The sequence below is a fragment of the Brevundimonas sp. TSRC1-1 genome (assembly GCF_049898245.1).
Classification (GTDB): Bacteria; Pseudomonadota; Alphaproteobacteria; order Caulobacterales; family Caulobacteraceae; genus Brevundimonas; species Brevundimonas mediterranea_A.
Genome location: NZ_JAFCXI010000001.1, coordinates 540,480 through 566,968 on the forward strand (window position 1 = coordinate 540,480; position 26,489 = coordinate 566,968).

Consider the following 26,489-nt stretch of genomic DNA (forward strand, 5'->3'; position numbering starts at 1 on the left):
AAGACCGTTGGATGAATCAGGCGGAGGTCTTCCGCCATCGGTCAAAGCCGCTTCGGCGCAGATCGCAGGCGGGGCACTCCCCGCAGCCACGCCCCCAGGGATTCAGGGTTTCGGTCGCGCCCTTGTAGCAGGTCAGGGTTTCGGACCGAATCAACTCGACGAGGTCTCGGCCGCCCAAGCGGTCGGCCAGAGCCCAGGTCTGAGCCTTATCAATCCACATCAATGGCGTCTCGAGGACCAGCCGCGTCTCCATACCCAGGTTGAGCGCGACCTGAAGCGCCTTGATCGTGTCGTCCCGGCAGTCGGGGTAGCCGGAGTAATCGGTCTCACAGACGCCCGTCACGATATGCTTGAGGCCCCGACGATAGGCGACAGTCGCGGCGAAGGTGAGAAAGAGGAGGTTGCGCCCAGGTATAAAGGTGTTGGGTAGCCCCGACGCCATTGTCTGGATTTCCATGTCCTGCGTCAGCGCGGTCTCGCTGATCTGGCCCAATATGCCGAGGTCGAGGACGCGATCTTCACCCAGCTTTCCGGCCCACGCGGGAAAGGCTTGAAGCCCCTGCATGACTGTCTGGCGCACGCTCAGTTCGGCGCGGTGGCGCTGACCGTAGTCAAACCCGATGGTCTCGACATGGTCGTATCGATCAAGCGCCCAGGCCAGACAGGTTGCGGAGTCCTGCCCGCCCGAGAACAGGACCAGTGCGCCGCTCACGCTGCCTCCCCGAAATAGGTAACGCGCTCCTCCGTAGAGTCGCGGAGCACAGCCACGCTGTGGAGGTTGGAGACCTCATCCTCTAGCTTGCGCCAGATGTAGGCACAGAGATTCTCCATCGTCCCGGGGCCGAGGTCGTTGATCTCATCGAGGAAGCGATGGTCCAAGGCTTCCCGGGCCTGTTCAAGCTTCCGGGCCAGCAGGCCGGTGTCGATAATCATCCCCGTGTCCGGATCCGGTCGACCCCTGAGGGTGACCTCGGCGCGATAAGAGTGGCCGTGAATCCGCCGGCTGCCCTCGGTCTCGATCTCACGTTCGAGGGTGTGAGCGGCGTCGAACCGGAATTGTTTGGTCAGTTCATACATGGGCTGGACCCGAGAAGATCATGAGTCGCCGGAATCGCGGCAGAAGGTTAGGCGTCAACGGACTCTAGAAGCCGACTGCGTCGAGCCCTGACGTCGCGGCGGACAATCCCGTCGAGATATCGGGCGAGGGCGGTGACATCGCCGCCAGTGACATTGATGGCCTTCCAGTAACGGACGTCCCCATTCCCGAAGTCCCAATGTCCCGAGGTCCATGCCGTCTGGCCCTCCAGGCAGGCCAGTCCCTTCTGGAACTCGCTCCAGGTCCGGGCTCCGTCGAATTGGGCAAGGGTCTCCATCACAAAACCCAGCGCCTGAATGCCTGCTCCGCCGACGAGTCGCGAGGTGGACGCTTTGTGACCGAACCAGTCTGGCGAGAAGGTCATCTTCACCGCCTTGTAGAACTCGCTGGTCAGGTCGAAGCACTGACGCTCCCCGTTGGGCTCAGCGACCATCGCCCGCATGATCCCGTCACTAAGGGAGTTCATCAGAACCTTCTGGATGGCGGTATCCTTGATGACTCCCGCCGGGTTGGTGTGCAGGTGGATGAGGCCTTGGAGGGATGAGGACTTATTGTGGTTCAGGCGGTCAGTGAGCTTGGCTGCTAGTTGCCTGCTCTGCATCCTGTCCGGCAGGCCGTCGACCGTGGGCAGTAATTCATAGATCAGGGACTTGGGTAGGGGGCGGGTGTTGTTCACAAGAACAAACTGGCGTCGGAGTTCCGCCTCGTCCCGGCACAGCATCAGGGAGACGAAGAGTTGGAAGTCCTGGCGTGACGTCAGGCTGAGTGCGGTCAAACGCTGCTGGCCGTCGACGACAAGGCCCTTGGGTCCCTCCTCTAGATCGATAGTAACGCGGCAGATGCCGTGATCAATCTCCTCGACGATGACACCTTGGGTGAAGCCGACGACGATGGCGTTCGGCAAAATGGCGCCAGGGGTCTCCAGATAGTCGCGGATTTCCCGAATGTGTCCGGCGATCTGGGGACGCTGGAAACCGCTAAGCGTGCCCGACTCGTCACGCCCCACTCGGTCGATCTCGGCGAACTTCAGAACCTCGCTTGCGGTCGCCGCGAAGGTCAGGACGTCATGTTCGGGGCTCTGGCGCGCGCGGGCGGCCAGGAAGGTCAGGCTCGTCATAGGGTCTCGTTTTGGTTCGACGGCAGGGCGTCGACGACGGTCTTAAAGGCCGCCAGGTTATGGATGCCGCGGCGCTTGTTGCGATTGCTGGCGCGGAAGATCATCACCTCAATGCCGACGTCGCGACAGATGCGGCAGTCGCACTTTCGCCAGGGCTTGTCGGCCAAGGTGGTCCGGTATCGGCCCCGCAGTTTCTCCATGATCGGGTGATCGCGCACCTTCTCATAGGCTTGGCCCGTCGCGAGGACGGCGTTGTATGCCAGGACTCTCTCAAGCACGCCTTCGAGGTCTTGGCCGTCGTGGTCATAGGCCCGCAAGGCCGCAAGCGCGTCAGTCTCGAGACGGGTAAGGACTTCGGCCTTGAAATCCCCCTGCCGGACGTGGGCCTGCAAGCGCGGATTCTCAATCGCCTGAGGCACGCGGATCGCCGTGTAATAAGTCAGGTTAGGGCCGTCCCCCAGCCAGTAGTTTTGCTTGTCATCCTTGAAGGCCCGCAACAGAGGGGAGGTGGTGTCGATGCTTGTGACGTTGAACGGCGCAAACTCGTGGATGTCATTGGCCTTGGCGAAGCCGAGGATGTGCAGGCGGGTCGAGGCCGGGACAACGTCGCGAATGGCGGTGAGGCAGCGTTTGATCTGTTCGGACTTCAGGGGAACCATGCCCCCGATCGCCAGATAGTCGTAACCCATTGCAACGAGCCGTCGGGCGGCCTCAGCCATGCTGGTCGGCGACCAGCCCTGGATGACCCCCATGGGGGTGAATCGCCCCACCTGACGCGCCTCGGCGAGGAAGGCGTCGGCGTTCTCAAGCGTGATCTCGAACCGGCGCAGGGCCTCTTGGCTTCCTCCGTCTAGACCGGTCACCGTCTCGTCGAAATCGAATATAATGTGGTCTACTGAACAGCCGTGGGTGAACCCGCAATCGTCGTAGAACTCCATTGTATCTACGGGCGTATAGGGCGGCGTGTCTTCCTTGACGTAGGTGAAGGCACCGCAGTCACCGAACAGGGCGAGGTTCGCGAACTCAGGCTTGTTGAGGCGCAGAAACTCGCGCGCTCCCACCCGGCGGAACCGCATCGCTTGGGCATCAGTGTATTTGCCCTTCACCGGGCCGTCGCCGACTATCCCGCGAGACACCAGCATGCCGTGATAGGGCGCGTATCCCAGGATCTCGTGAGGATAGGCGTCGTCCCAGTAGGGTTTTCGCCCCGGCGAGTTGCGGTCGTTGAGGAAGTCGTACCCGGGATCGACAAAGTCGAGGCTGTCCGCGAAAATGAACTTCATCGCGCCGGTCTCGACAGGTCACGATCCAGTTTGAGAAGAAGGTCGGTCAGTCCCTTGAGGTGTTTGGGCGTTGCCTGCACCTCGTTCCACGGCCAGTTCAAGTCTTCCCACGTCCCGTCCACCCAGCAGCAGCGCGGCGCCAGACGCGCTAGAGCGGTCGCGACAGCTTCGGCGGGGTTTGCCGTCGCGTCCGCCCGAGTCCAGATCGGATCCATTAGAGCCGCCATGACCTGAATACCCGCCGCGTGCATTAGTCGGCTATCCGTCGATGGCTTGCCCCAGGCGTCTGGGAACACGTCCCGGACGGCGCTCCAGTAGGTCACGAGCGCTTGGTAGGCGGCGTCCAAGCCGCCGTCGCCGTCATATGCACCTAGCGCTCCGCCGGGGCGGAGGTTCTGACGGATTGCTTTGGACAGAGCGCTGTCGGCGACAATGCTGGTCGCGGAACCGGCCAGAGATTCGCGTTTGATTAGGCCGAAGAAGGGCGAGGCTGGATCTTCGTTGAGCGCCGTGCAGAGTTCGCTCGGCGCCTGTCTCGGCTTCAGAGAGCGCGGGAGGTTCACGCCCATCTCCGGGAGCAGTTCGTCGATCAGGCGCGCCGACAGCGGCTTAGCCTTATTGACGAGGATGAACTGCTCGCGCTGGGCAGCGACATCATCGGACTGGAACGCGATCACCGGGACCAACAGGTCTCCACAGTCGGCCTTGGCAAGCGCCAAGGAGCGCTGCTGTCCGTCCACAATCCACGCCGCGCGTTGTCCCGCCGGGCGTACGGGTAGGATTAGCTCGCCGCTGCGCACCTTGTCGTCTTCGCCTGCAGGGCCGCGCGAAGACTTGAACCGGACATCTGATGAGAGAGCGAGAATGATAGCGTTCGGGAAGAGGGCAGGGCCCGCTCGGAGAAACTCCGCGATCTCAGCCACGTGAGTCTTGATCTCACGGCGCTGGAATCCTTCCAGATGTCCATCGGCCCGTCGAAGCCGGCTGATATCCGCGATCTCCGCTATCTGATTGCCAGGGACGAAGAAGGCGTAGACATCAACGTCGGCACCTTGGCGGGTGCGCAAGGCGCGCAAGGTGATCCGGGTCACGAAGAAGTCTCCGCCTTCACCTCATTGAACAGTGTCTTGAATCGACCTTGTTCGCAGGCAAGGCCCAGGGTGTCGCGAAGGTGCCGCAACATGATCGATGACTGCCCGCGCGCGATCTCCCAATCCCGACGAATAGCCACCTTGATCGCCGAACTCTCCAGCCGTTGATTAACCGGCTTGGCGCGATGGGGGATCGGTTCGAGGACGGCCCGAACGGCAGCGGCGTCGTCGTCAGGCGAACCAGAAGTTATCGTCGTCGCAAAATGTCGCATGGCGCGCTGCGCGAAATCGCCTTGCGTGCCGGCTAAGCCGGATGCGACGTCATCTAACCGATCGTCGTATGGCATCCAGGCCGAGAGCAGCTTTGCCGCTAACCCGGCAGGCGGCGCCTTGGAGAATAGGCGTAGGCGCAAAAGCTGAGTGCTGGGCCATTGGCTCCACTCCGTGGCGATCATGTCCAGATACGCCGACGACACGGCGGCCAGGATTAAGCCGTCAGTGTGCTGAGGCCGCACCGTGGGAAAAGGCGAGACCTGTTGGATTGCGGCCCACCACGCGGGCCTATCAGAGGCGGTTTTTAGCCTGACATCGTCAGGGTCCCTGCTGCTGGTCGTCAAGCTATAGACCGGGACCGATGTGTCGCCGTCTACGAGGCCGAGGCCTGCGGAAATGATGGCGAGTTGTCCGTGGACATGCTCGGCTGTTCGCAGCGCTTCGACGTGACCGCGCCCCGCATAAAGGTCGCGTGCCCGCATTTCGGGCGGCACGCCGCCCACTCGTAGCGACCAAGAAGACGCAACTTCACTAGCGCTTCCGGCGTCCAACAGCCGAGCCCGAAGGTTCGGGTTTGTCGAGCCTCGTTTTCTTTTGGTGCAGCAGGTGATTACGAGAGGCACTGTTTTTCCGACATTCACGCCCGATCTCGCTACAGTTTTTTGAGCGCGAGCTGCAATAAGGAGCGTAGTTTCTCACTCGGTCTGCGTGAAATCCACCAAAAACTGTGATGTGATGCCTGCGAGTGGGCGCCTCCGGCCGGAGTTATGCTCCTCCGATTCGTGGAGAAACGGCGTGTCAGGCTTAGTGCAGTTCGCAAAAACGTACTCAGCAAAGGAAATATTCCTGACTTTGCAGGGCGAAGGCGGCCAGGCGGGTCGGTCTGCTGTTTTCCTTCGCTTTGCGGGCTGCAATCTCTGGAGCGGACGCGAGCGTGACCGCGCCAGGGCAATCTGTACCTTCTGCGACACGGATTTCGTGGGTGTGGAAGGCGACGGTGGTGGAAGGTTCAGGACTGCCGAAGCCCTGGCAGACCATGTTCAAGCGATGTGGCGCGGACGAGCGGGCGATCCACGTTTGGTAGTCTGCACTGGCGGGGAGCCTTTGCTCCAGTTGGATAGGTCGCTGATCGACGCCTTGCACGCGCGAGGGTTCGAGATCGCGATCGAAAGCAACGGCACGATCACTGCACCTGAGGGCATCGACTGGATTTGCATCAGCCCGAAGGCTGATGCGCCCGTAGTCCAAACCTCTGGTCAAGAACTCAAGCTCGTCTTTCCTCAGGACAAGGCCATGCCGGCAAAGTTCGAACACCTAGCCTTTGAACGCTTCTGGCTTCAGCCCATGGATGGTCCGGATCATGCCGCTAACACCGCCGCCGCCATTGAATACTGCTTAAATTTTCCGCAGTGGCGGCTCAGCGTCCAGACCCACAAATATATTGGAGTTCGCTAAGCGGGCGATCCGGTGAACATCGGGCGGAGTGGCGCAGTACCCATCGACGATGGGCGGATCAAGACGGTTCAGCGACCAGGATCCTCGTGCGGAGGGCGGTTGACGGCGGCGCGCGGGGCGCGCCGCCGCAGGATCGATCTGCGGCATGCAGTTGGGTCGTGGCGCCGGCGCGTCCGTGCAAGCGTTCGGTACGGCGACGCCAGCATGCGGATTGAGCGTTGGGCGGAGCGGTTCGCGGGCGTTTTGATCCTGCGGCGACGGGGTCTGGGGAAGAGGCGAGGTCTGGGGGCTTCATCCGTGTTGGGCCAGGGAGGCGCGCGGCGTCCGTTCGAATGTCGGGTTTGAAGCGGGGGGAAGCCGCAGCGTGTGGGGCGACCGAAGTCGCCAAACGTCTCCCTGCGTCACGCCTCGTCCTTGCGCGGCCTCTCAATGGGCTTGATCTGGCCGAAGCCCGGCCGACTTCCGCAACCGGTCGGGCGAGTTTCTTCCCCGGCCTTCGGCCTTCCTCGCGAAACAAGAAACTCTCCCTCGTCGGTCCTTCGCTGACGCTGCGGGGTCTCGCTGCGCTCGCCCTGCGGGTCGCCCGGGCTCCGGCCTGTCGATCGCCATCGAGGCCGCGGCAGGCGTGGCCCGAAACCAGCAAGGAGAGACTACCATGGCCACCATCGGCACCTTCACCCAACAAGGCGACGGCTACACCGGCTCGATCAAGACCCTCACCCTCAACGTCAAGGCCGCGCAACTGCGTCCCAACGACAAGACGGACGAGAAGGCCCCCGACTATCGCATCTTCTCCGGCCAGACCGAGTTCGGCGCCGCCTGGAAGAAGACGAGCCAGCAGAACCGCGACTACCTTTCGGTCAAGCTCGACGATCCCAGCTTCCCGGCGCCGATCTACGCTTCCCTGGTCGAGACGGACGACGGTCACAGCCTGATCTGGTCCCGCTGATCGAACCTGCGGCGGCGCGCCCCGCGCGCCGCCGCCCTTCCTTCCATCGCCATCTTCGAGGAGGCCGCCATGACGCGCCCGAACGAACCCGCACGCCCCGACATCCACACCCGCATCACCAACCAAATCCTCGCCCAGCTCGAAGCCGGGGTCCGCCCCTGGATCCAGCCCTGGACTTCCGACGGCAAGGTCAGCCGTCCGCTGCGCCACGACGGGACGCCCTACAACGGCATCAACATCCTGCTCCTCTGGTCGGAGGCCGCCGTCCGGGGCTTCACCGCCCCGACCTGGATGACCTTCCGCCAGGCGCTCGCCCTCGGAGGGCACGTCCGAAAGGGAGAACGCGGATCCACTGTCGTCTACGCCAACACGCTGGTCCGAACGGAGACGTCAGATGCCGGCGAGGAGGCGACCAGCCGCATTCCGTTGCTCAAGGCCTATACGGTCTTCAATATCGACCAGATCGAGGACCTGCCCGAACGGTATGTCCCGCAACCGCAGCCCGCGATCAATCCGGAGGTACGGATCACCGAGGCCGAGGCCTTCTTCGCATCGTGTCGGGCCGACATCCGCCATGGCGGCGGAATGGCCTATTACGCGCCGGGGCCAGACATCGTGCAGATGCCGCCCTTCGAAAGCTTCCGTGACGCCGAGAGCTACTACGCCACCCTCGGTCACGAGATGACCCATTGGACCCGGCACTCCAGCCGCCTGGATCGCTACTTCGGTCGGCAACGTCATGGTGACGAAGGATACGCGCGCGAAGAGCTGGTCGCCGAACTCGGCGCCGCCTTCCTCTGCGCTGACCTGGGTCTCGCCCTCGAACCTCGGGAGGACCACGCCTCCTATCTGGCGTCGTGGCTGCAGGTGTTGCGCAACGACAAGCGCTTCATCGTCTCCGCCGCCGCCCATGCCCAGAGGGCGGTTGATCATCTCCACGGTCTGCAACCCGGATCGGCCTGAGCCGTCAGGGGCGCGACGCTCAGGCGTCGCGCCCCTGATCCTCGCTGTCGCCGGCGACGAAGGCTTCGAAGAGCGCCGTGTATTCCGGATGCCAACGCGAGAGCGGCGGTCGGTTGTTGATGATGTCGCCGGCGGCCCAGGCGATGCGCTTCTCGTCGAGCTCGCGATGGACATCGTTGTCTGGACACAGGATGTAGAAGTCGCCGAACGTCAGCCGCTCCAGCATGAAGTCCACGGTCTGTTCGGCGCTCCATGCGGCGGCCGGCTTCTCCGTCCGTCCACCGGCTGTCAGACCCGTGAAGACATAGCCGGGGATCAGCAGGTGCGCCGAGACATGGCAGTCCCGTGTATTGCGAAGCTGATGTTCGAGCGCTTCGGTATAGGTCTTCACCCCGGCCTTGGAGACATTGTAGGCCGGGTTTCCGGGTGGGGTGGTGATGCCCTGTTTCGAGCCCGTGTTGATGATGAGGCCGGGTCTGGCACGCGCGATCATGTTCGGCGCGAAGACCTGGCTGCCGTCTATGACGCCCCATAGATTGACCGCCATCAGCCGGCGCCAATCTTCGCCGGACCCGATGGCGTCGGTCGCGATCTGGATGGCGGCGTTGTTCATCAGGACGTCGGTGCCGCCGAGGCGACCGGCAACCGAGCGTTCGAGGTTCTCGAGTGCGGCGCGATCGGAGACATCCGTCTCGATCGCGATGACATCGGCGCCCATGACGGCCTCGGACCGGATCGTGCGGACGGCCTGTTCGAGGCGGTCGGCTCCCAGGTCTGCGATGCAGACGGTGAGCCCGAGCGCAGCGAACCGGCGCGCGGCGGCGAGACCGATGCCGGATGCGCCACCGGTGATCACGGCGACGGCGCCAGGCTGTAAGGCGGCGTGAGGCATGGCGGTCTCCGGCGGAATGTGGGGCGCCTCATCGATGACGGACACCAAGATTCGGAGCAAGGCGAGAGGGTCGAACCCGCCAGGCTGGGGCGCCGTTGGGCGGCGGGCGAGCGGCCGGCTTCGGTCGCCGAGGGGAGGGCGGGTCGCACCGGAGGCCTACGGGGCGAAGGGTGTGACGGTCTAGGGCAGGATAGGCTTTGCGCCGGCATTGTCAGACAAACGACCGCCCTCATGGACCGCCTCACCGTTCGCCTCCCGCCCGACCTGGCCCGCCGTTTCGATGCGGCGGCGGCCGGTCACGGCGGTCGGTCCCGTCTGCTGCGTCGGCTGATCGAGGGCGCGGCCCAGGCCAGCCTTCCTGCGGCCGAGACGCCGTCTATCAGTCCTTCAAGCGGCAAGCTGACCCTGAGGCTGGGCGTCGACGACTTGGCCGTGCTGGAGGCTGCCGCAGCCCATGCGGGCCTGTCTCGTACCCAGTGGGCGGTCGCTCTGATCCGACGCCGGCTCCATGGTCGGCCCCAGCTGACGCCTTCAGACTCGGTCGTTTTCATCGGCGTCCAGCGCGAGCTTCGGCGGATCGGGGTCAACGTCAACCAGATCGCTCGGGCCCTGAACACAGCAGTTCTCGAAGGCCAGGTGCTGGCTTTGGAAGTCGCCCAGCTCGACGCTTTCGCGACGGAAATCCGTGGCCATCTGTCCGAGCTCCAGGCCGCCTTCCGATGCAATCTCGACTACTGGTCGGATCGCTGATGGCGGACTTCATTCAGGTACGTGGGTTCGAGGAGGCGATCCGACCGCCCGTCCGGCCCAAGCGCGCGAGGATCACCGATCATGGGACCGTGACCTCGCGCTCGCGCGCAGACATGGCCCCGCGAGCGCGTCTGGATCGGATCGCGCGACGGGTCCCGGAGGTAATGGTCAAGATCACGGGGCGGACGAAAGACGGCGGTCATCTCGCGGCCCATCTGGCCTACATCTCTCGCAACGCCGCCCTCCCACTCGAGGGCCCTGACGGAGAACGGCTAGAGACGCGCGACGCGGTGAAAGCGCTGGCGACCGACTGGATGGCGGAGGTAGAGGCCGATCCCAGGAGGCGGAAGGACGCGTCCGTGAGTCTGTCGATCGTGCTCAGCATGCCGCCGGGAACCGATCCCTTCCGGATGCACGATGCATCCCGCGCGTTCGCGGCGCGGACCTTCGGCGAGACACACCCTTACGTCTTCGCCTTCCACACCGACGAACGTCATCCGCATGTCCATCTGACGGTTCGCACGCTTGGCCACGACGGACGAAAACTGAACCCGAGAAAGGCGGACCTGGAGCAATGGCGCCAGACCTTCGCGGCCGTGCTTCGCGATCGCGGCGTGGAAGCGGAGGCGACGCCGCGACGGGCGCGGGGCGTGGTTCGCAAGGCGGAGATCGGCGCGGTGCTGCGGATGCGGGAGCGTTTCGACACGGGGCAGGGGGCGCCGTCGAAGGCGGATATTGGCGCGGTCAGAGCGGCGCTCGATCAAGCACGCCGGCAGCCGTGGATCGCGCCAAGTCGGGAGCGGCAGGTGGCGGTGCGGAAATATTTCGTCGCCCAAGCTGTGGCGCTATCGCGATCGCCGGACACTGAGGATCAGCGCCTAGCCAAGACCCTCGAGGCCTTCGTCAAGACCATGCCGCCGGTTGAGACCAGACGGGAGGCGTTGGCCAAAGAGATCGAAGGCCGAGCCGTCAAAGCGACGATCAAAGACCGCGAACCGACCCGCCGGCGGTGAGAGGACGGCAAGGTCTGACGAGCGGATTTTCGCTGCGGACATCCACCTGGCAGAGCTGAGGGGACTTGGACCAACGCCACCCGAAGAGTCTGACTTGCGCCAAGACCGGTCGTTCCCTGTTCGCCCGGAAGCGGACGTTCGGACGGCGTTTCGACTCAATGTTCGCTATCGCCCCATAGCCACGACCGTCCAGAACCGGGCGGTGAAGGCTTGAGCTGCTTCCGACAACATCAATAGCGTAGCCTTTGCGCTTGTGAGTTTCTTACCGTTCGATACGTTGCAATCTATCCGGACTGCATCTTCGCGCTGCGGTCGCCCTAGCGATTGCTGAGAGCAGATGTATCACCCCGACCGCGCTCTAACTGATCGTGAGAAGGACGAGCTCGGCCTCGCTGCCGTGGCCGACACGGTGGCAGCCAAAATCCTCGCCTTTCAGCCCGCTGATGGCCTAGTCATCGGGCTCCAAAGCCCGTGGGGGATGGGCAAATCGAGCTTCTTGAACTTTTTCACCGAAACGCTTGAGGCGAGCCCTCAGATTATCGTGGTCCCATTCTCGCCTTGGCTGATCGATGATCGAAACGCACTCCTTCAGGAGCTATTCGCCGAATTGTCGGGAAGCCTCACGAAGAGGGAGAAACGACATTCCCACCGGTGGGACCTTGAAGAGGCGAAGAACAGGCGGGAGGCAGCGCAACGCATGCGTCAGTTCGCTCGTTTGGCGGCGAAGCTGAAAGCGATCCCTACCGCACCTCATCTGTCGTGGTTCAAGGACCTGATGAATCTGCCGGGTCTCAGGGAAGTTGCGGCGATCACGGGATTCTTCATCTCAACCGCCGCAGCGTTCAAACCAACTGATCAAACCTTGGGAGAACTCCGTGGGGAGATCGCTGAGAGGTTGGCCCTGCTCAATCGCAAAGTGCTGGTGATTGTGGATGATGTAGATCGGCTGGAAGTGGCCGAGGTCCGGGAAGTCTTCCGGCTCATCAAAGCGGTCGCGAACTTTCCCAACACGACCTACATTGTGGCGTTCGACCGCGAGCCTATCGACCTTGACGCCAGGCAAGGGGATGATGTCGCCAGATCCTATCTCGACAAAATCATCCAAGTACCAATCTTCCTGCCCGAACCCGAGCCGGTCGATCTCCGGCGGATGTTGACCAATGCGCTGCTCGGGACGAGCTCAGCCGCGGGCATCATCAATCGGCCGCTACGCACGGTTAGTACGCCCTACCAGCAGGATTCAGAGCAACACCGGCTTGCCGAGGTTCTCGATCCCTTGGTCAGGACGTACCTCAGCTCGCCTCGACGCATCCGAATTGTTCAGAATACGCTAATGACCCTTTGGCCATCAGTCTCGGAGGATGTTGACGCGTCGGACTTCCTTGTCTTCCTGTGCCTTCAGAACTTCGACCGACCGCTCCTCGCGTGGGTTGACGACTACCTCGCCCTACGTGCCTCCCGTAGGTTTACCACCATAACCACCAATATGACGTTCAAGCTGCGAGAGCGGCTCGACGAACTCCTGAACGCCACGGTCAAACATCGGTTTGACCGTCTAACGCTCCTGCGTTCTCTACTCCCGGCGATGAGTGCGTACTGATGGCAAACGACGAAAATGCATCGTGGCTGTTCGGCGGCGACAAAGGGGAAAAGGGCGAATGGGAGGCCCACCGGCGCTTTATTAGTCCTCAATACAACGCGATCTACAGGCAGGGTATGGTGGGGCCGAGACACCTTAAGGAGTCAGAGTTTGCCCTCTTCCTCCAAGCCGCCCGAGAGAGGAGCCCGAGGGCGAGCGAGCAGTTTCAGCGATGGTTTCTGACTGACCGCCTTGAGGGAGGGGATTACGGCGATGTTGCGATGGAGCGCATCGGAGCCCGGGCTCATTCTCTCGACGCTGAGACTGCGCTAGGCATTGTCAGGGTGTTTGCCGATGTCATGGATGAGTATTACCGCGCTCGCCCAAAGCGCGAGATGTTCGTCGACACTTGGCAGCAGACGGAACGCATCCTGCGGACCTTCCATACCTCAGTGCCAGACTTCAAGCTAGGCGACGTTGCCTTGGAGATTGCAGCATCGGGCAAAGCTATCGCTTGGATGTGTAGCGCCATTGCTCGCGATGAGATGTGGGGCCACGGCTTTGCAGGTGATCGGCGGCGAGAGGACACACTGCACCTTCTGAACCCCGTGGAAGTCAGAGCCTTCACCAGCGCGCTGGTCGAACGCATATCAGCGATGGCTACCCCCGAGCTTCTTGACCTGCCCCGGTTTGGCACGGTCATGTACACGCTAAGGGACAGTCCGTGGCTGAAGGAGGTAGTGGACAAGGTAATCCAGCGGCTTGCAGGTCCGCGAACCTCGGATGCAACCTTCCTGAGTTTTCTCGAAGCGATGGCAGGCGTGGTCGTCTCGTCAGATCGCGGCGTGTACCGGACCATCTCTCAGAAGGCGATTGCGGGCATCATTGGTGATGAGCAGTTCGACCGCCGCTGGAGTCGTCTGGCGAAGAAGAGCTTGCATGAGGAGCTTGCGACCAAACGAGCGAGGATCATTGCGATGATGGCTGAAGCGAAGAACTGGTAATCCTGAGGCGGCGGCGTCAAGGTCGCCGTCCGATAGCGGGCGTTCTCAAGATCAGGTGTGAGTCAAAGTCGGTCTTACCTATCGCCGGCTCCGATCGCTTTCCCTGGCGTGCAAGCGGTCCGCATGAGGGTGGCGAGGTAGGCCCGGGATCATGTCTCGGGCGCGCTGATACGCGTGCTCTATGAGCCGGCCCTGGGCGGCCGGATCAGTGATCAGCCGACGCACCACGATGGCCGCTTCCTTCAGGTGCCTTTCGGCGGATATGGCGGATGGATCCGCCGAGCGATCGGGCCCCGTCGGCGGTTCTCTCACCTTGTCGCCCGCAGCCTGCCTGTCCCGGTCGCGCGGTTGGTAGCCCTTGACGTCGAGGCCCAAGGCTCGCCCCTGCACCCAGGCCTCCCGGCGAAAGGTCTCGTCGCCAGACACCCGGACCTGCATCCAACCGCGGTGTTGAGCCACCTTGAGCATATCGGCCACCGCGTCGGGATACGCCTGCCGGGTGACGAGTCGCTTGCCCTCGTCCCTGAACATCGGATCGGCGGCGCGATGATCGCGATAGAAGCGTTCAGGACGGCCCTGACGGTCGCGCTCGATCAGATATCGATCCAGGATCGAAGCCGGGATCTCGCCCTTGGTGGTGGAGCGACCATCGGTCCTCTTCTGAGGTGATGGCGAGACGGCGTTATCAGACGTGACCGAGCCGGCGGCTTGGGTGGGCGTCCTCATCGGTCGGCTCCGCGGGCGAGGTCTGGACGGGCGGCCGCGTCGATCATCCGGTCAAGCCAGTTCGCGACCTCCTGCTCGGACGCGCCCAGTTCAGGCGGGGGGCAACCTTCGGCCGCGAACCGGCGAACGATGGCGTCGTAGTCCATGTCGGATGTCTCCATGGCGGGGCGGGGGTCAACTTGGATCGTGCCGGCGCCCACAACGGCGGTTTCGCAGAGGCGTTTCTGGAGGGGCGCGGGTCTCTGTCGACGGGTGAACCGCTTGTCGCGGTAGAAGACGATTTTCTCCGCACGCGTCGGCGGAACGCTGGCCTTGAGAATGATCAAAGTCCCGGCCGGAAGCTGCATGAGTTCTTGCGGGAGCATCAGGGCGCGGCGCTGGTCTGAGGCCGTGGTGCTCCGTCGTCCCGACCCCAGACCTATCGGACGACTGCGACTTTTGGAGGTCACAGTCGTATATCCAAGCCGCTCGCTGAGCTCTTGGGCGACCTTCAGCTCTTTGGGTGCGAAGACGACTTCGACACCGCAGTTGGTCATGATCTCGTCGGCCCCTTCGGGACCGTAGAGCGCCCGGAGCTGAGACGGGCTCTGAATGACAGGGAGCAACCGGAACCCGTAGCCTGCGAGATAGGAGAAGGCGTGGGCCAGAACTGGCGCCCGACCAAGCCGGGCGAACTCGTCCAGAAGGACGAGGACCGGTTGATCACCTGTGGCGAAGAGGCGGCGGGAGTTGAGATCGACCAACAGTTGAAAGAGCAGGCTGTATAGCGGTGCGATCCGTAGCATGTTGTCTGGCGAGGCGCCGAGGTAGAGCGACAGGCGGCCCCGGCGAAGGTCGCGCAGATCGAAATCGCTTGCAGCCGTCGCCGCATCGACCGTCGGATTAAGCCACAGGCCCATTCGGCTGGTGATTGTCTGGCGGATTGAGGCGAAGGTGTTCTCACTCGAGCCGCAGAAGTCTGAGAGGGCGGAGATACAGCCCGCAGACAGGGGCGCGTCGGTCTGGCCCCGCGCCTTGATAATGTCCGGCAAGCGGGTGCGGGCATCGTTACGGGTCAGCTGGCGGAAGATCTCGCCGAGTGAGAACGGCAGATCAGGCGTTTCAGCAACATAGGCGCCGATCCCGATGAAGCCTGTTCGGGCCGCTTCGGACCAGAAGGGATCGGCATGGTCGTGGCCGGGAAAAAGCATCACGCTCATCCGCTGGAGTTCATCCAGGACGGAGATGGTATTCGTGCGGTCGATGTGGCCGAGAGGGTTGAAGCGCGTGGTGCGCCCGTCGAGCGCCAGCGGATCGAACAGCAGGACACGTTGGCCCGCTGCAGCCCTGAACCCCGCTGTCGCCTCATAGTTTTCGCGCTTGATATCCAAGACGACGACCGAACCGGGCCAGGTCAGCAGATTGGGGATGACGACGCCCACGCCCTTGCCCGTTCTGGTCGGTGCGTAGAGCATGACGTGGTCGGCACCGCCCGAGATGAGCAGGCCGGTTGCGGTGCGGCCGAGGAGAATACCCTCGCGGGCCCTTAGACTCGCCGCCGCCTGATCAGCGCTCGAGGCCCAGCGCGCTCCGCCGTGCAGGGGGCGCTTCCGGCTCAGCGCCACCGCGACACCTGTGATCCCGACAAGCAAGGCGCTGATCAGGGACCCGATACCAAGCCAGCGTTGGAGATCAGGGTCGTGGCGGTAGTACCAGAGCCAGGCCGGCACGCGGGTGAGGTCGATATCGGGCGACAGCCGGTTCAATCCAGCCAAGGCGATCAGGACGGCGCCGATCGATCCCAGCGCCGCGAGACAGGCCAGGCCTGCCAGCGCGAGGGCGAGCCTAGCCGCCGGGCTGGCGTTTTCGAACCGGGTCATGCCAGACCTCCGTCACCCCGAACCGGCCATCGGTCTTGCGCATCTGGACGACGATATCGACGAGCAGGAGCAGCAGGGCCCGAATGTCTTCCCGCGGCAGATCGCGGCCCCCCTCGGATTCTCGGACCAGCAGCGTCAGTTGCTCGAAGGCCAGGGACGCGCTGTCGGCGTGGACGGTCGTGATCGAGCCGGGGTGGCCGGAGTTGACGTTGCGAAGATAGAAGAAGGCCGTGCCGTCGCGCAGTTCCTGCAACAGGATGCGGTCGGGCCGCATCCTGAGGGCGCTTTCGAGCAGGGATTTGGCGGTGACCTGCGCGAGGCCCTGGCCTTCCTTGGAATAGGTCAGGTGGACGACGTTGCGGTGGGGCACGACCAGTTCGCGCGTGTCTTCGATCGTCAGCAGCCTCTCATGGTCGGGAATGGCCTCGACCAGACCTTTGGCGAAGGTGGTCTTGCCGGAGCCGGTGGCGCCCGAGACCAGGATGTTGCGCCGTGAGACCACGGCCAGTTTGAAGAAGGCTGACCAGTCTCCCGATCTTTTCAGGGCGAGGAGTTCGGCGTCGATCGGATCGGCAGACGCGTCATCCGCCGCGACGACCGCATCGAACAATCCCCCGGTCGCAAATGCGTCGAGACCGAACTGCCGGCGCGAGGGCTTACGGATGGTGAGGGACACCGTGCCGGCCGGGGCTGCAGGCGGAAGAACGATCTGGCATCGTTCGTCGCCGGGCAGGGTCGTCGAGCAGATCGGCCGGGCGTCGCTGACATCCTGTTTGGTGAAGGCGGCGGCGGCGACGGCAAGCGTCCTGAGCCAGGCCTCGGTGAGCAGCGGCTCTTCATGCCAGCGCCACCGGCCGCCCTGTTCGATCCCGACCTCGCCGGGGCGGTTGATCACCAGTTCGGTCACGTCGTCTGGTGCGAGCAGGGGTCGCAGCGGCGCGAGGTAGTGCTCCAGGACAGCGGTGTCGTCCATCACCTTGCGCTCAGCCGATAGACACCGGCGAAGTTCAGGTCCTGGGCCACGAAAATAGAGACCTCGGCGCCTTGGGGTTTGCGCAGGGTCGCGGGGATGTCGACCGAGTTCTGCAACGCGACGCCGGCCGCGTCCGACGGAAGGCGCGCGGTCTCGCGCACGGCGTCGTCCCGCCCGACGGCGGCGTAGAGACCGTCGTCCACCAGCGACAGCAGGAGGGCGCCGCCGAACCGGTCCCAGAAATGGGTGTCCACGCGGCCGTCGAAACCTGCGCGCCCGAGGGCGTCGGCGGCCGGAGACGCCAGGCCCACGGTGACGCCCGCAGGCGTGACGGCGCGGGTCCACAGGACGAAGAGCCGATTGCGGCCCTGCTGCAGACCGCCCTGGTATTCGCCGAGCACCCGGGTGCCGCGTTCCATCAACACTACGGTTCCGCTCTCGGAGTAGACGTCGCGTGGCAGGATGCAGCTGGCGAACCCCGGGGTCGCGCTGTCCATCGCCGTCTGGAGGATGCAGGGGATGGAGGCTCCCGCCGTCAGCAAGAGGTTGCGATCCCCCAACTGGCGGGCGCGCGCCTCACGGATAGGCGAGGTCTCGCGCAAGCCGTCGAGCGGCGTGACGCGCGCCTGGATCGGCGCAGGGGGCCCAGACGCAACGGCCGCAGCGGTCAGGATGCCGGTCGGTGCGACGCCGGAGCCTTGGCGGCTGTAGGCGAGGACCGGGGAACGCCTCGCCTCGTCGATCAGGGTCTGGCGCCGTTCGGCTGCCGAGGGGCCGTTCGATGCAGGGGAGGGCGAGGTCTCGAGCGCTGGCACCTGTTCGCCAGACGACGTCAGGACCGGTGCGTCGGGATCGAGAGGCTGATCCGTCAGCAGGGGCGGCTCGGTGTCGCGGCGTGCCGGTTCGAACGGAACGACCTGCCGGGCCGGTTCGGTCGCCGCTGCCTTCTGGTTACCCCCCTCGCCACGATCCCAAGTGGCGAAGAGGAAGACCGCGCAGCCGAGCCCCAGTGCGGCCAAGGTGACGACCTTGGACCCGCGGCCGCCGAAACGGCCGGCGATGGGGGATATGCCCCGGTCGGTCGTCGGCGGCAGACCCTGGCCTTCAGGACGGGGTTCCGCCGCGGCGTCGTCTTTCGGTTCAGGCGAGGCGGTCATGGTCGGACTCCTTGCGTCACGCTTCGATCCACCATCGGCGAGGCCGTCCCGGTCCCGGTGGCGACGCCGCGCGGGTCGTAGGCTTCGTTGAAGATGCACAGCACCGAAGCACCGCGGCGCAGCCGCAGGCCCGGGACGACCGCGTGGACGACCACGAACTCGCCGCGTACATCGAAGGGGACCAGGCTTTCCTCGCCCTCGGCGGACACAGCGAAGATCGAAGGAAGGGGCTGGTTAGCCGGGAACCTCAGCACGGTGAAGCGGCCGTTGTCGGTGACCTCGCTGGGCTGCAAGTCCGACGCGCCCTGGACGCTGTAGGCGAGGTTACGGGGGCCGGAGAGGGCCGCCTGATCGAGCGTCAGATCGATCACGCGGTCTTTGATCGCCTCGGCGGCGGCGTCCAGCGACGCCACGGTCGCGGCCTGGAGGTCGGCCGGGTAGCGGAACCGGATCTGGTAGGCGATGGAGGATCGATCGCGGGCGTCTCGCGCCGCCAGTTCGAACGCATAGTGACGCGCCGCGCCTCCACGTTCGGTCACCACAAGCAGATTGGTCGCCTGCAGGCGTTCGCGGGGTTTGAGGAAGAGGACGGAACCCTCGGCCGCGACCTCCCAGCTGACGCTGTCGCCGATCGCGACATGGCGGATGGCTTCGTCCGGACCGAACACGACCTGGGTGGCGGTGCGGAAGGCCCCGGAGATGCGGTAGACGGCGCCCGGGGCGTAGTCGACCTCGACCATCCGGGCGTCGCGCTCTTCGGCCCTGGCCGGTCCCGACGTCATCAGCGCAAGGCCGACGGCCAGGACGATCAACTGACTTCTCATCGGACCACCTCCGGATCGGCGCGGTACGAGGTCACCTGGAACCCGAGCGGATTGCGCAGGCGATCCGGCTCCGACATCGGCGCGCGCGTATAGGTGAAGGCGATGGTGGCGATCCAATCGCTTTCGACAATCTGCTGGGCCTGACGCACCGAGCGGTGGAAGCGCACATTGGCGACGCCTTCGTTGATGAAGCCAATGGCGCGGATCGCGATCACGGCCTCCGCCTCGGGTCCGTAGAGATTCTGGGGACTGGCCGGGTTGGAGCCGCGATAGAGGTCGGCCCAGCGGCGTTGCTCCGTCGCGCCCGACAGGATCGAGACCAGGGCAAAGCTTTCCTCGGCGGCGGGGTCGAGATAGCCCTCTCGGGCGCGGACGTACTGGCCGAGGAAGTACTTGCTGACGGCCTCGTCATAGGTGGCCGGGCCTTCGGCCGAGGACAGACCCCGCACCACATCGACCGCGCCGGTGGTCTGGTCGACCCGCACGACGAAGGGTTCGGTGGTCTTGAGCGGGGTCAGCACCGCCACCGCCGCGACGGCGACGACGGTGAGGCCGGCGGCCACAGCCGCCACGGTCCAGGCCAGCCGGCGCGAGCGTATGGCGGCGCTGAGCCGATCCTGATCCCATCGCCGCGCCTCTGCGAAATAGGCCTTCAGATCGGAGGAGGGGACGCCGGTCATGCGCAGCCTCCCGCGCCAGGATGGATGGACGAAGACGCGTCTGCCGCGGGCGTGAGCACGTTTGGCGCCGCCGGGGAGAGGAACGAGCCGTAAGGATTGGCGGGTCGACGATGGCGGCCGTCGCAGACCGGCGGATCGGCGGTCCGGAAGGTGGCGCAGGCGGACAGGGCCTGGACCGCCAAGGCGATCGACACGACGCGGGACGATGTTCGCAAAGAGGGCATTAGCGGGCTCCTGTGGGACGGATGGATCCGCCGCCGCGCGGCGGTTGACGGCTGGCCTCGAGAGGACCCCGCGCGACGGCGCTGGGGCTGGATCCCAGGGAAGCGGCGTTGGCGAAGTCGGCGAGCCCGGCGCTGGCGCCGCCGGCGATGCCGGCCGCGATCGCGGGCGTCTGCAGGAAGAAGATCGCGCCGAGCAAACAGAGGGCGATGAAGATCAGGCCGCCGACCATCGGGTCGCCGCCCTCGATCGCGCCCCACTGATCCCGGACCAGCGACAGGACGAGCTGGAAGATGGTGATGATCAGGGCGAACAGTACCAGGTAGTTCACCGCCTGGGACAGCCAGCCGAAGAAGAAGCGCCGCGTTGCGTCGAACAGGGCGCAGGCGATGAAGATGGGCCCGAGGGTGACCAGAAGGGCGAGCGCCAGTTTGGCGACGAGAACGACGCCGAAGCCGAGGGCGCAGGCCAGGGCGCCGACGATGAAGACGACCGCGGCGACGATGTAGGGGGACAGGTCGAAGGCCGAACCCTCGCTGCCGATCTTCTCTCCGAGATAGCCGGCGTAGGCGAGGAACTGGTCAAAGGCGGCGCCGACGTTCGGCGTCTCCGCGCCGCTGATGGCACGCGTCAGAAGGTTCGGCAGGTCGCGGAACAGCGGCTCGGTGACGAAGTCCGAATAGGCCGGGGTCGTGGCCAGCACATAGATGAACAGCAGTTTGATCGCGCGGATCGCGAAATCCATGACCGGTTCGCTGATGGCGCCCCGGAAGATCGCGAAGCCATAGAGGACGATGTAGAGAACCAGGGCGATGCGCAGCGGGCCTTCGACCTCGGCGATCACCGCGCCCAGCCGGTCCCCGAGGAAGGCGCTCAGCCTCTCGTCGAGGAAGGTGTAGGCCGGCTCGAAGACCTGAAGCGACATCGCGACCTCCTAAAAGCCTTGCCGGTAGGCGGCCATGCGGTCAGCGCGGCGAGCCTGGGCGAGCCGGGCATGCGCGGCGTCACAGCCTTGCCGGCGGGCGCCGCGTTCGCAGTCCTCGACAGTCGCCTCGAGGGCAGCGCGATCCAGGCGCGGCTCAGCTCTGTGAGCCTCTGGCTCGTTGCAACCCGCGAGCAGGCCCAGCAGGACCAGGGCGCCCTTCATTGAAAGGCCTGACGGTAGGCGTCCATACGGGCCGACCGTTCCGCGGCGATCCGCTCCCGTGCCCGCTGGTCCTCAAGACGGGCTTCGGCGGCCTGGGTCAGGGCCAGGCCCTGCAGCCGGACCTGTTCGTTCTGGATCAGGGCCTGTTCCGCCGCGAGCCGGGCGTTCAGGTCCATAACGGCCCGCGCGTTCGGCGCGGTGTCGAGCGCGCGACGCAGCGTCTCCAGGCCTTCGAGACGATCGGTCGCCGCCCGGTCGACAGTCTCGCCGATCGCCAGGTCACGGGCCGTCCGCGCGCCGGACCGCTCCAGGGCCTCGGCGGCGGCGGACGGCGCGTCAGGCGTATAGACGCGGGTCTCGCGGCGGATCGCGTCGGCCCGCTCCGCCAGTTCGCCGAGCGCCGACAGATTCCCGTCGGCCGCCGACCGGAGCGTCGCCATGTCCGGCAGCGGATTGCGGATCTCCGGCAGACCCAGCCGCTCGGCGATCGCATTGACGTCGGACAGGTCGTTGAGGCTGGCGAAGAGTTCCTCGCCCTGCTGGACCTGGGCCTTCAGGCTGTCGAGCTGTTCGATGGCAGTGCGCGCATCCTTGACCATCTGGGCAAAGGACGTGGGGTCGTAAACAACCTGCTGGGCGTGGGCCGGAACAGCGGTCATCGCGGCCAGCGCGACGGCGATCGAAAGGATGGAGCGTCTCATGTCAGTCTCCTCTGGGAATGGAAGGGGCCCCGCCAGTCGGCGTAGTCGTCCCCGGTCTCGGCTCTCAGCCGGTCAAGAAGGGCGACGGTTTCGGATCGTCCGGACAGGACGGCCAGCGCTTCGTCGAGGCCTTTGAGATCAAGCTCCACGACCACGCTGTCGTGACCCTGTTTGACCAGGAAGCGGTGAGACTCCGGCGTCAGCTCGTCCCGGATCAGCCGGAACTCCTCCTCGCTCAGGCCGAAGCCTTCGACGTAGTCGCGGGCCTGGCCGTGAGCGTTCGGCAGGAAGATCTTGGTCGCGCACTGTTCGAGGATGGTGTGGGCGATCGGCGAGCGCAGCGCGTCGGCCGGGGACTGGGTGCCGAACACCATCAGGGCGTTCTGCTTGCGCCAGGTCTTGAGGCCGTCCTGGGCCAGGTCGGTGAAGGCGGCGTCGCCCAGCACCTTCCAGAACTCGTCGATGTCGAGGACGAGCCGGCGCCCATCCACCCGCTGGGCGATCCGGTGAAAGAGGTAGAGCATCATCGGCGTGCGGACCTCGGGGTGGTCCAGCACATCGGTCATGTCGAAACCGGCGAAGCGGGCGTCGAGCGACAAGGCGTCGTCGTCGCCGTCCAGAGCCCAGCCAAGCGGCCCGCCCCGGACCCAGCGTTCCAGCCGCGCCCCCACGCCGCCCACGTCCGATTGACCGAGCAGGCTGCGCAGCGCTGAAAGGGAGCGTCGCTCGCGCGGGAGGGCCTCAAGCGCGGCGACCGCTTCGTCGATGGCGCGCGCTTCCGGGACCGACAGGGTCTCGTTCGGTCGGGCGACCAGGGTCCGCACGAGCCGGCTGAGGAAGGCGCGATTGGCGGGTGACGGCTCCAACGCCTTGAAGGGCGCGAACCCCGTGGGCACGCCGTTGCGCAGAGCCAGATAGGTGCCGCCGCAGGCCCGAACGAAGATCTCGGCGCCCCGGTCCTTGTCGATGAACAGCTGCTGGGCGTCGAACCGCTCCAGCTGCGCCAGCATGAAGTTCTGGACGACCGTCTTGCCCGACCCGGAGGGGCCGCAGATGAAGGTGTGGCCGAGATCGCCGACGTGGAAGTTGAAGTAGAAAGGGGATCCGGCTGTGGTGCGCAGCGTCGCCACCGCCGATCCCCAGTGATTGCCCTGTGGCTTTCCGACGGGATAGGCGTGGAAAGGCGCGAGAGCGGCGAAGTTGCGGGAGGTGATCGCGGCCGGACGCGTGCGCCGCGCGAAGCCGCCAGGGAACTGGGACCAGAAAGCGGCCTCGAGGCCGAGGTCCTCGCGGGCGACGACCAGGCCGGAGTCAGCCAGATGCGCTCGCGCCTTCGAAAGGTGGTCGGCCAGGGCGGCGGGCGTGTCGCCGTAGACCAGGACGGACGCCTGGTGTTCGCCGAGCACGAACCGGTTGCTGACCAGATCGTCCAGCGCGTCCGAAAGGCCGTCGATCTGGGAAGCGGCGCGGTCACGCGCGGAGACCATCTGGTTCTGCTTGCGCTCCATCACCGATCGCCCGGCCGCCTTGGACAGGAAGGCGAAGGACTGGGTCATGACGAACCCGAAGGGGGCGCTCAGCAGCGGGTTCCACAGTCCGGGCCGGGTTGAGGCCGGATATTCCTTGATGGCGAGAACGCCGGCGTAACGGCCTGCGTCGACGTCCCGAAGCTCCAGGCTTTCGCGTCCGAAGATGACCCTCACCGTATGAACCGCGGATCCGAGATGGCCGTAGACGATGGGGACGCGTCCCGGCCGGCCGGTGAGGACGAGCCGAACCAGCTCCATCGGTTCGGAGCACCAGATGTCTCCGTGTTGGTACAGGCCAAGGCGGCGCGGCGCATAGCGGCCGAGATACTGCTCAAGATCGCGCGCGGCGTCCTCGAGCCGCTTGATCTGTTCGGGGGCGACCTCCGTGTCCTGACGGCGGGCTGTCTGCAGGCGACGCATGAGCGCCGCAGCGCGATCGCCGGGATCACGGCCGGGATGGAGCACCACGCTGACAAAGAGTTCGTTGACGAACAGCCGCCGGCCTCCGAGCCGCGCTTCGTAGGCCTGGCTCAGATCGCGTGCGAAGTCGGAGCGGAACCCGCCCATGACCTCGGGCTGGACCTCGCGCCGGACGATGTGGTGCCAGACCGCCAACCGATCGTCAGCCAGGTTGCGCCAGGTCTGGTTGAGCTTGACGTGCCAGTCGTTCAGATCGCGCGGGTCGGCGGTCTCGAATGCCGCGCCCTGAAGTTGGAAGGCAACCATCAGCGCCCCGCTATCGAGCGTGACGATGTGGTCCGAGGCGTGGCGCGCATAGGGCAGGCCGGCCAGGGCGTCGCCCTCCCTGCGCAGGCGCGACGGCGAGAGACGGAGCTCAGCCACGGAGCAGCTCCCTTGCGCTGTAACGCCGGACCAGGGGGAGGGGTGTCGCCGAGCTGCCGCCCCACAGGGCGCCGTTGCGGGACCGGCCCTTGGTGTCGACGAAGACCAGCAGAAGCCTGAAGGCGTTGTGGTCCACCTTGCAGATCGCGCGAAAGACCAGATGCAGGGCCGGCGCGATCAGCAGATAGAGCAGGCTGCCGCCGACGAGAAAGGCCAGGCCCGAGATCATGACGTTGACGCCCATGGCCTCCATGGGCACGCCCAGGATCATCGCCGGCCGGGTGCAGGCTAGGAACAGGGGCTCTTCGATCAGTCGTTCCTCAGCCATGGTCCGCCCCGCTCAGGGCCAGGGCGGCTTTCGCCACGGCGAGACCGACCAGACCACCGCCCAGAGCCTGGGCGTAGCGTGCCGGCGAGATCAGCCGGACGCCGAGCATCAGCGTCAGCGCAAGCCCGCCGGCGATCCCCGCGACGATCAGACAGGCGTCGGCCCGGGCCATCAGGCGCCGCCCGTGATCAGGCCGACGATCTCGGCGGCGCCGAAGACCACGACGATGCCGAGAATGACGATGGCGGCGCGCCGCAGATCGAACAGGCCGAACATCCACAGGATGCCGACGATGACGACCGCCAGGATGGCCAACAGCCTGGCCGTGTTGCCGGTCAGCATGTCGACGACATTCTGCAGCAGGCCCTCGACATTGGCCTGGGCGAAGGCGGGCTGCACCGACATCAGGGTGGTCGCCAGGGCGATCGCTCCGACCGCGCATTGGCGGCGTCGAATGGGGGACAGGGTCACGGGTTGACGCTCCAGGTCTGGGTCTGTGAGGCGGGGGCGAAGAGGACGACGGCGCTGGCGGTGGCGTGCGCGAACACGTCCCAGGCGGCGGGTGGCGCGACGGGGTCTGGCGCCACCTGATCGGGGAGCGAGCCTGATGCGGCTTCGGTGAGCGGCGGCGCGGAGACGGCCAGGCCCAGGCGCGCCGCGGACGCTTCGACGCGCGCGACATAGCCGTTGCGAAAGCCGCGATCGGGATGACCGGTGTTGTATCGGGACAGGGCCACGCGCAGGGCCTGTTGGCGGTCAAAGGCCGTCGATGCATGATCGAAGCCGGCGCGCAGCACGGTCCCTGCCGCGGTCAGGTTGCGGCAGGGGTCGAAGGCGTCCTCTACACTCAGACGCAGCCATCCGAGATTGCCGGAGTTGATCTGAGCGAGACCGAGATCGATGTTGGCGCCCGAGGCGATCAGGCGGCGCGCGACCCGTGCCGCTTCCTCGCGGGTCCTGGGCTGACGCACGGCGGCGCCGCGATTGACGCCGATCGCCAGGGGATTGAAGCGGCTCTCCGTATGGGCGATCGCGGCCAGGGTCTGCGGCGAGACCCCGGGTGCGCACTGGGCGGAAAGGGCGAGGACGAGGGCGAGATCGAGCAAGGCAGGGCTCCGTTAAGAGCCGTCAGCAGACCCCATCGGCAGCGCCCAATCGATCCGTCAGGGCGCCACCGCAGACCTACGGGGCGAAGGTGCGCGGCTCGCTTTCGCGGCGGTCGTCTCCGACAAGCCGGGCTACGGCCTGGACGCGGGTTCTGACACCCAGCGTCCTGCAGGCGAGCAGGATATGGTCGTCGACCGTGCGGGAGGAGAGGCTGAGGCGACGTCCGATCTCGCGGGACGGTAGGCCTTGGGCGGCGAGGCGCAGACAGTCTGACTGCCGTTCAGACAGGCGGGCGGCGAGCGCGAGACGACCTCCACCGGACGATCTGGAAAGCGACTGGGTCATGGGACTCAAGCCAGACCCGGTTTCGAACTTGCGGCAATACCGCAAGGTTCACGCAGCGAACTTACGGTGTGAGACGAACCCCGGTCACTCGTCCTCGTCCTTCGAGGGCGTGACCAGCCGTCCGATCCGCTCATCGAGCCAGGCCTTGGCCGCGTCATCACGTCTCACGGCCTGCATCCCAAGGTCCTTCAGGGTGCGCGTGAAGGCGTTGATGATCGAGCGCGTGTCGAGTTCCATGATCGCATCGCCCACGTCCTCGTCGAACTCCTGTGTGACAACCCGCAGCGCGAGCATCGCCTTGTTGTCCGCGCAGCGAACGGCGAACTCGGGGGAGCCGAGCGCCATACAGTCGATGATGGCGTAGGGATCACTGTCCGTGGCCTCGGCGAACCGGTGGATCCGCTCGAGATTGATCTTTCCCTTCCCGGCCTCGAAGTGTTCGTAGGACCGCTTGGCCATGCCCATGGCGTCGGCGACCTCGGCCGGTTTCATCCGTCGATGCAGGCGGATCAACCGCAGGGCCGCAGCCAGGATTTCGTTTTGAGAGCGCGGACGATCGCTTTCCATATGCTCGGCTGCCTCG

29 protein-coding genes are annotated in these 26,489 nt (G+C 65.3%); 7 read left to right on the forward strand and 22 right to left on the reverse strand.

Annotated features, from left to right (window positions below; genetic code table 11):
• Positions 1-16: 16 nt before the first annotated feature.
• From queC to ACP7CK_RS02725, 6 genes are read right to left on the reverse strand one after another with little or no spacing between them, the layout of a single operon-like run.
• The gene (gene queC, locus ACP7CK_RS02700) at positions 17-712 is read right to left on the reverse strand and encodes a 7-cyano-7-deazaguanine synthase QueC (protein WP_426025048.1); all 696 of its coding nucleotides are present in this window, start codon (positions 710-712) and stop codon (positions 17-19) included.
• Positions 709-1,077, reverse strand: a complete 369-nt coding sequence (locus ACP7CK_RS02705) for a 6-pyruvoyl trahydropterin synthase family protein (protein WP_426025049.1) — start codon at positions 1,075-1,077, stop codon at positions 709-711. The genes queC and ACP7CK_RS02705 overlap by 4 nt, the downstream gene beginning before the upstream one ends.
• 47 nt (positions 1,078-1,124) lie before the next feature.
• Positions 1,125-2,213 carry a DGQHR domain-containing protein DpdB gene (gene dbpB / locus ACP7CK_RS02710; RefSeq protein WP_426025050.1) on the reverse strand — a complete coding sequence of 363 codons (1,089 nt, stop codon included), beginning with the start codon at positions 2,211-2,213 and terminating at the stop codon, positions 1,125-1,127.
• Positions 2,210-3,496: a tRNA-guanine transglycosylase DpdA gene (gene dpdA, locus ACP7CK_RS02715; RefSeq protein WP_426025051.1), complete on the reverse strand. Its 1,287-nt coding sequence runs from the start codon at positions 3,494-3,496 to the stop codon at positions 2,210-2,212. The genes dbpB (ACP7CK_RS02710) and dpdA overlap by 4 nt, the downstream gene beginning before the upstream one ends.
• Positions 3,493-4,587 carry a DGQHR domain-containing protein DpdB gene (gene dbpB, locus ACP7CK_RS02720; protein WP_426025052.1) on the reverse strand — a complete coding sequence of 365 codons (1,095 nt, stop codon included), beginning with the start codon at positions 4,585-4,587 and terminating at the stop codon, positions 3,493-3,495. Before dbpB (ACP7CK_RS02720) ends, dpdA begins: the two co-directional genes overlap by 4 nt.
• Complete coding sequence (locus tag ACP7CK_RS02725) at positions 4,584-5,354, reverse strand: hypothetical protein (protein WP_426025053.1); 771 nt, start codon at positions 5,352-5,354, stop codon at positions 4,584-4,586. The genes dbpB (ACP7CK_RS02720) and ACP7CK_RS02725 overlap by 4 nt, the downstream gene beginning before the upstream one ends.
• Positions 5,355-5,667: 313 nt before the next feature.
• Between ACP7CK_RS02725 and queE the strand changes: the two genes are divergently transcribed.
• The 3 genes from queE (at position 5,668) to ACP7CK_RS02740 (ending at position 8,227) form a co-directional block, all read left to right on the forward strand.
• Complete coding sequence (gene queE, locus ACP7CK_RS02730) at positions 5,668-6,315, forward strand: 7-carboxy-7-deazaguanine synthase (RefSeq protein ID WP_426025426.1); 648 nt, start codon at positions 5,668-5,670, stop codon at positions 6,313-6,315.
• Between the two features lie 655 nt (positions 6,316-6,970).
• Positions 6,971-7,264, forward strand: a complete 294-nt coding sequence (locus ACP7CK_RS02735; RefSeq protein WP_426025054.1) for a DUF736 domain-containing protein — start codon at positions 6,971-6,973, stop codon at positions 7,262-7,264.
• A gap of 69 nt (positions 7,265-7,333) precedes the next feature.
• Positions 7,334-8,227: an ArdC family protein gene (locus ACP7CK_RS02740; RefSeq protein ID WP_426025055.1), complete on the forward strand. Its 894-nt coding sequence runs from the start codon at positions 7,334-7,336 to the stop codon at positions 8,225-8,227.
• 19 nt (positions 8,228-8,246) lie between these two features.
• Here the strand turns inward: ACP7CK_RS02740 and ACP7CK_RS02745 are convergent, their stop codons facing one another.
• The gene (locus ACP7CK_RS02745; protein ID WP_426025056.1) at positions 8,247-9,119 is read right to left on the reverse strand and encodes an SDR family NAD(P)-dependent oxidoreductase; all 873 of its coding nucleotides are present in this window, start codon (positions 9,117-9,119) and stop codon (positions 8,247-8,249) included.
• A 231-nt stretch (positions 9,120-9,350) separates the two neighbouring features.
• Between ACP7CK_RS02745 and mobC the strand changes: the two genes are divergently transcribed.
• From mobC to ACP7CK_RS02765, 4 genes are all read left to right on the forward strand, one after another.
• Complete coding sequence (gene mobC, locus ACP7CK_RS02750; protein WP_426025057.1) at positions 9,351-9,869, forward strand: plasmid mobilization relaxosome protein MobC; 519 nt, start codon at positions 9,351-9,353, stop codon at positions 9,867-9,869.
• Positions 9,869-10,882 carry a relaxase/mobilization nuclease domain-containing protein gene (locus tag ACP7CK_RS02755; protein ID WP_426025058.1) on the forward strand — a complete coding sequence of 338 codons (1,014 nt, stop codon included), beginning with the start codon at positions 9,869-9,871 and terminating at the stop codon, positions 10,880-10,882. Before mobC ends, ACP7CK_RS02755 begins: the two co-directional genes overlap by 1 nt.
• A 337-nt stretch (positions 10,883-11,219) precedes the next feature.
• Positions 11,220-12,482 carry a KAP family P-loop NTPase fold protein gene (locus ACP7CK_RS02760; protein WP_426025059.1) on the forward strand — a complete coding sequence of 421 codons (1,263 nt, stop codon included), beginning with the start codon at positions 11,220-11,222 and terminating at the stop codon, positions 12,480-12,482.
• Positions 12,482-13,465, forward strand: a complete 984-nt coding sequence (locus tag ACP7CK_RS02765; protein ID WP_426025060.1) for a hypothetical protein — start codon at positions 12,482-12,484, stop codon at positions 13,463-13,465. Before ACP7CK_RS02760 ends, ACP7CK_RS02765 begins: the two co-directional genes overlap by 1 nt.
• Before the next feature lie 78 nt (positions 13,466-13,543).
• Here the strand turns inward: ACP7CK_RS02765 and ACP7CK_RS02770 are convergent, their stop codons facing one another.
• The 15 genes from ACP7CK_RS02770 to ACP7CK_RS02840 form a co-directional block, all read right to left on the reverse strand.
• Positions 13,544-14,191, reverse strand: a complete 648-nt coding sequence (locus tag ACP7CK_RS02770) for an LPD7 domain-containing protein (RefSeq protein ID WP_426025061.1) — start codon at positions 14,189-14,191, stop codon at positions 13,544-13,546.
• Positions 14,188-16,050, reverse strand: a complete 1,863-nt coding sequence (locus ACP7CK_RS02775) for a type IV secretory system conjugative DNA transfer family protein (protein WP_426025062.1) — start codon at positions 16,048-16,050, stop codon at positions 14,188-14,190. Before ACP7CK_RS02775 ends, ACP7CK_RS02770 begins: the two co-directional genes overlap by 4 nt.
• Complete coding sequence (gene virB11 / locus ACP7CK_RS02780; RefSeq protein ID WP_219354454.1) at positions 16,016-17,023, reverse strand: P-type DNA transfer ATPase VirB11; 1,008 nt, start codon at positions 17,021-17,023, stop codon at positions 16,016-16,018. The genes ACP7CK_RS02775 and virB11 overlap by 35 nt, the downstream gene beginning before the upstream one ends.
• Entirely contained in the window at positions 17,023-18,180 is a 1,158-nt protein-coding gene (gene virB10, locus ACP7CK_RS02785; protein WP_219354453.1) for a type IV secretion system protein VirB10, read from the reverse strand. The genes virB11 and virB10 overlap by 1 nt, the downstream gene beginning before the upstream one ends.
• On the reverse strand, positions 18,177-19,004 hold the full coding sequence (locus ACP7CK_RS02790) for a TrbG/VirB9 family P-type conjugative transfer protein (protein WP_219354452.1): 828 nt from the start codon (positions 19,002-19,004) through the stop codon (positions 18,177-18,179). The genes virB10 and ACP7CK_RS02790 overlap by 4 nt, the downstream gene beginning before the upstream one ends.
• A complete protein-coding gene (locus ACP7CK_RS02795; protein ID WP_219354451.1) occupies positions 19,001-19,684 on the reverse strand; it encodes a virB8 family protein in 684 nt (227 codons plus the stop codon). Before ACP7CK_RS02795 ends, ACP7CK_RS02790 begins: the two co-directional genes overlap by 4 nt.
• Before the next feature lie 223 nt (positions 19,685-19,907).
• Complete coding sequence (locus tag ACP7CK_RS02800; protein ID WP_244999707.1) at positions 19,908-20,831, reverse strand: type IV secretion system protein; 924 nt, start codon at positions 20,829-20,831, stop codon at positions 19,908-19,910.
• Between the two features lie 218 nt (positions 20,832-21,049).
• Entirely contained in the window at positions 21,050-21,754 is a 705-nt protein-coding gene (locus ACP7CK_RS02805; RefSeq protein WP_219354450.1) for a type IV secretion system protein, read from the reverse strand.
• Positions 21,751-24,126 carry a VirB4 family type IV secretion/conjugal transfer ATPase gene (locus tag ACP7CK_RS02810; RefSeq protein WP_219354449.1) on the reverse strand — a complete coding sequence of 792 codons (2,376 nt, stop codon included), beginning with the start codon at positions 24,124-24,126 and terminating at the stop codon, positions 21,751-21,753. Before ACP7CK_RS02810 ends, ACP7CK_RS02805 begins: the two co-directional genes overlap by 4 nt.
• Positions 24,119-24,454, reverse strand: coding sequence for a type IV secretion system protein VirB3 (locus tag ACP7CK_RS02815; RefSeq protein ID WP_114816371.1), 336 nt, complete (start codon positions 24,452-24,454; stop codon positions 24,119-24,121). Before ACP7CK_RS02815 ends, ACP7CK_RS02810 begins: the two co-directional genes overlap by 8 nt.
• Complete coding sequence (locus ACP7CK_RS02820; protein ID WP_114816370.1) at positions 24,447-24,626, reverse strand: hypothetical protein; 180 nt, start codon at positions 24,624-24,626, stop codon at positions 24,447-24,449. Before ACP7CK_RS02820 ends, ACP7CK_RS02815 begins: the two co-directional genes overlap by 8 nt.
• Positions 24,626-24,925: a TrbC/VirB2 family protein gene (locus tag ACP7CK_RS02825; RefSeq protein ID WP_114816369.1), complete on the reverse strand. Its 300-nt coding sequence runs from the start codon at positions 24,923-24,925 to the stop codon at positions 24,626-24,628. Before ACP7CK_RS02825 ends, ACP7CK_RS02820 begins: the two co-directional genes overlap by 1 nt.
• Positions 24,922-25,560 (reverse strand): lytic transglycosylase domain-containing protein, encoded by a 639-nt coding sequence (locus tag ACP7CK_RS02830; RefSeq protein ID WP_219354448.1) that lies wholly within the window; start codon positions 25,558-25,560, stop codon positions 24,922-24,924. Before ACP7CK_RS02830 ends, ACP7CK_RS02825 begins: the two co-directional genes overlap by 4 nt.
• Before the next feature lie 76 nt (positions 25,561-25,636).
• The gene (locus ACP7CK_RS02835) at positions 25,637-25,906 is read right to left on the reverse strand and encodes a helix-turn-helix domain-containing protein (RefSeq protein WP_219354447.1); all 270 of its coding nucleotides are present in this window, start codon (positions 25,904-25,906) and stop codon (positions 25,637-25,639) included.
• Positions 25,907-25,990: 84 nt separating this feature from the next.
• Positions 25,991-26,473 carry a helix-turn-helix domain-containing protein gene (locus ACP7CK_RS02840; RefSeq protein WP_114816366.1) on the reverse strand — a complete coding sequence of 161 codons (483 nt, stop codon included), beginning with the start codon at positions 26,471-26,473 and terminating at the stop codon, positions 25,991-25,993.
• Positions 26,474-26,489: the final 16 nt, after the last annotated feature.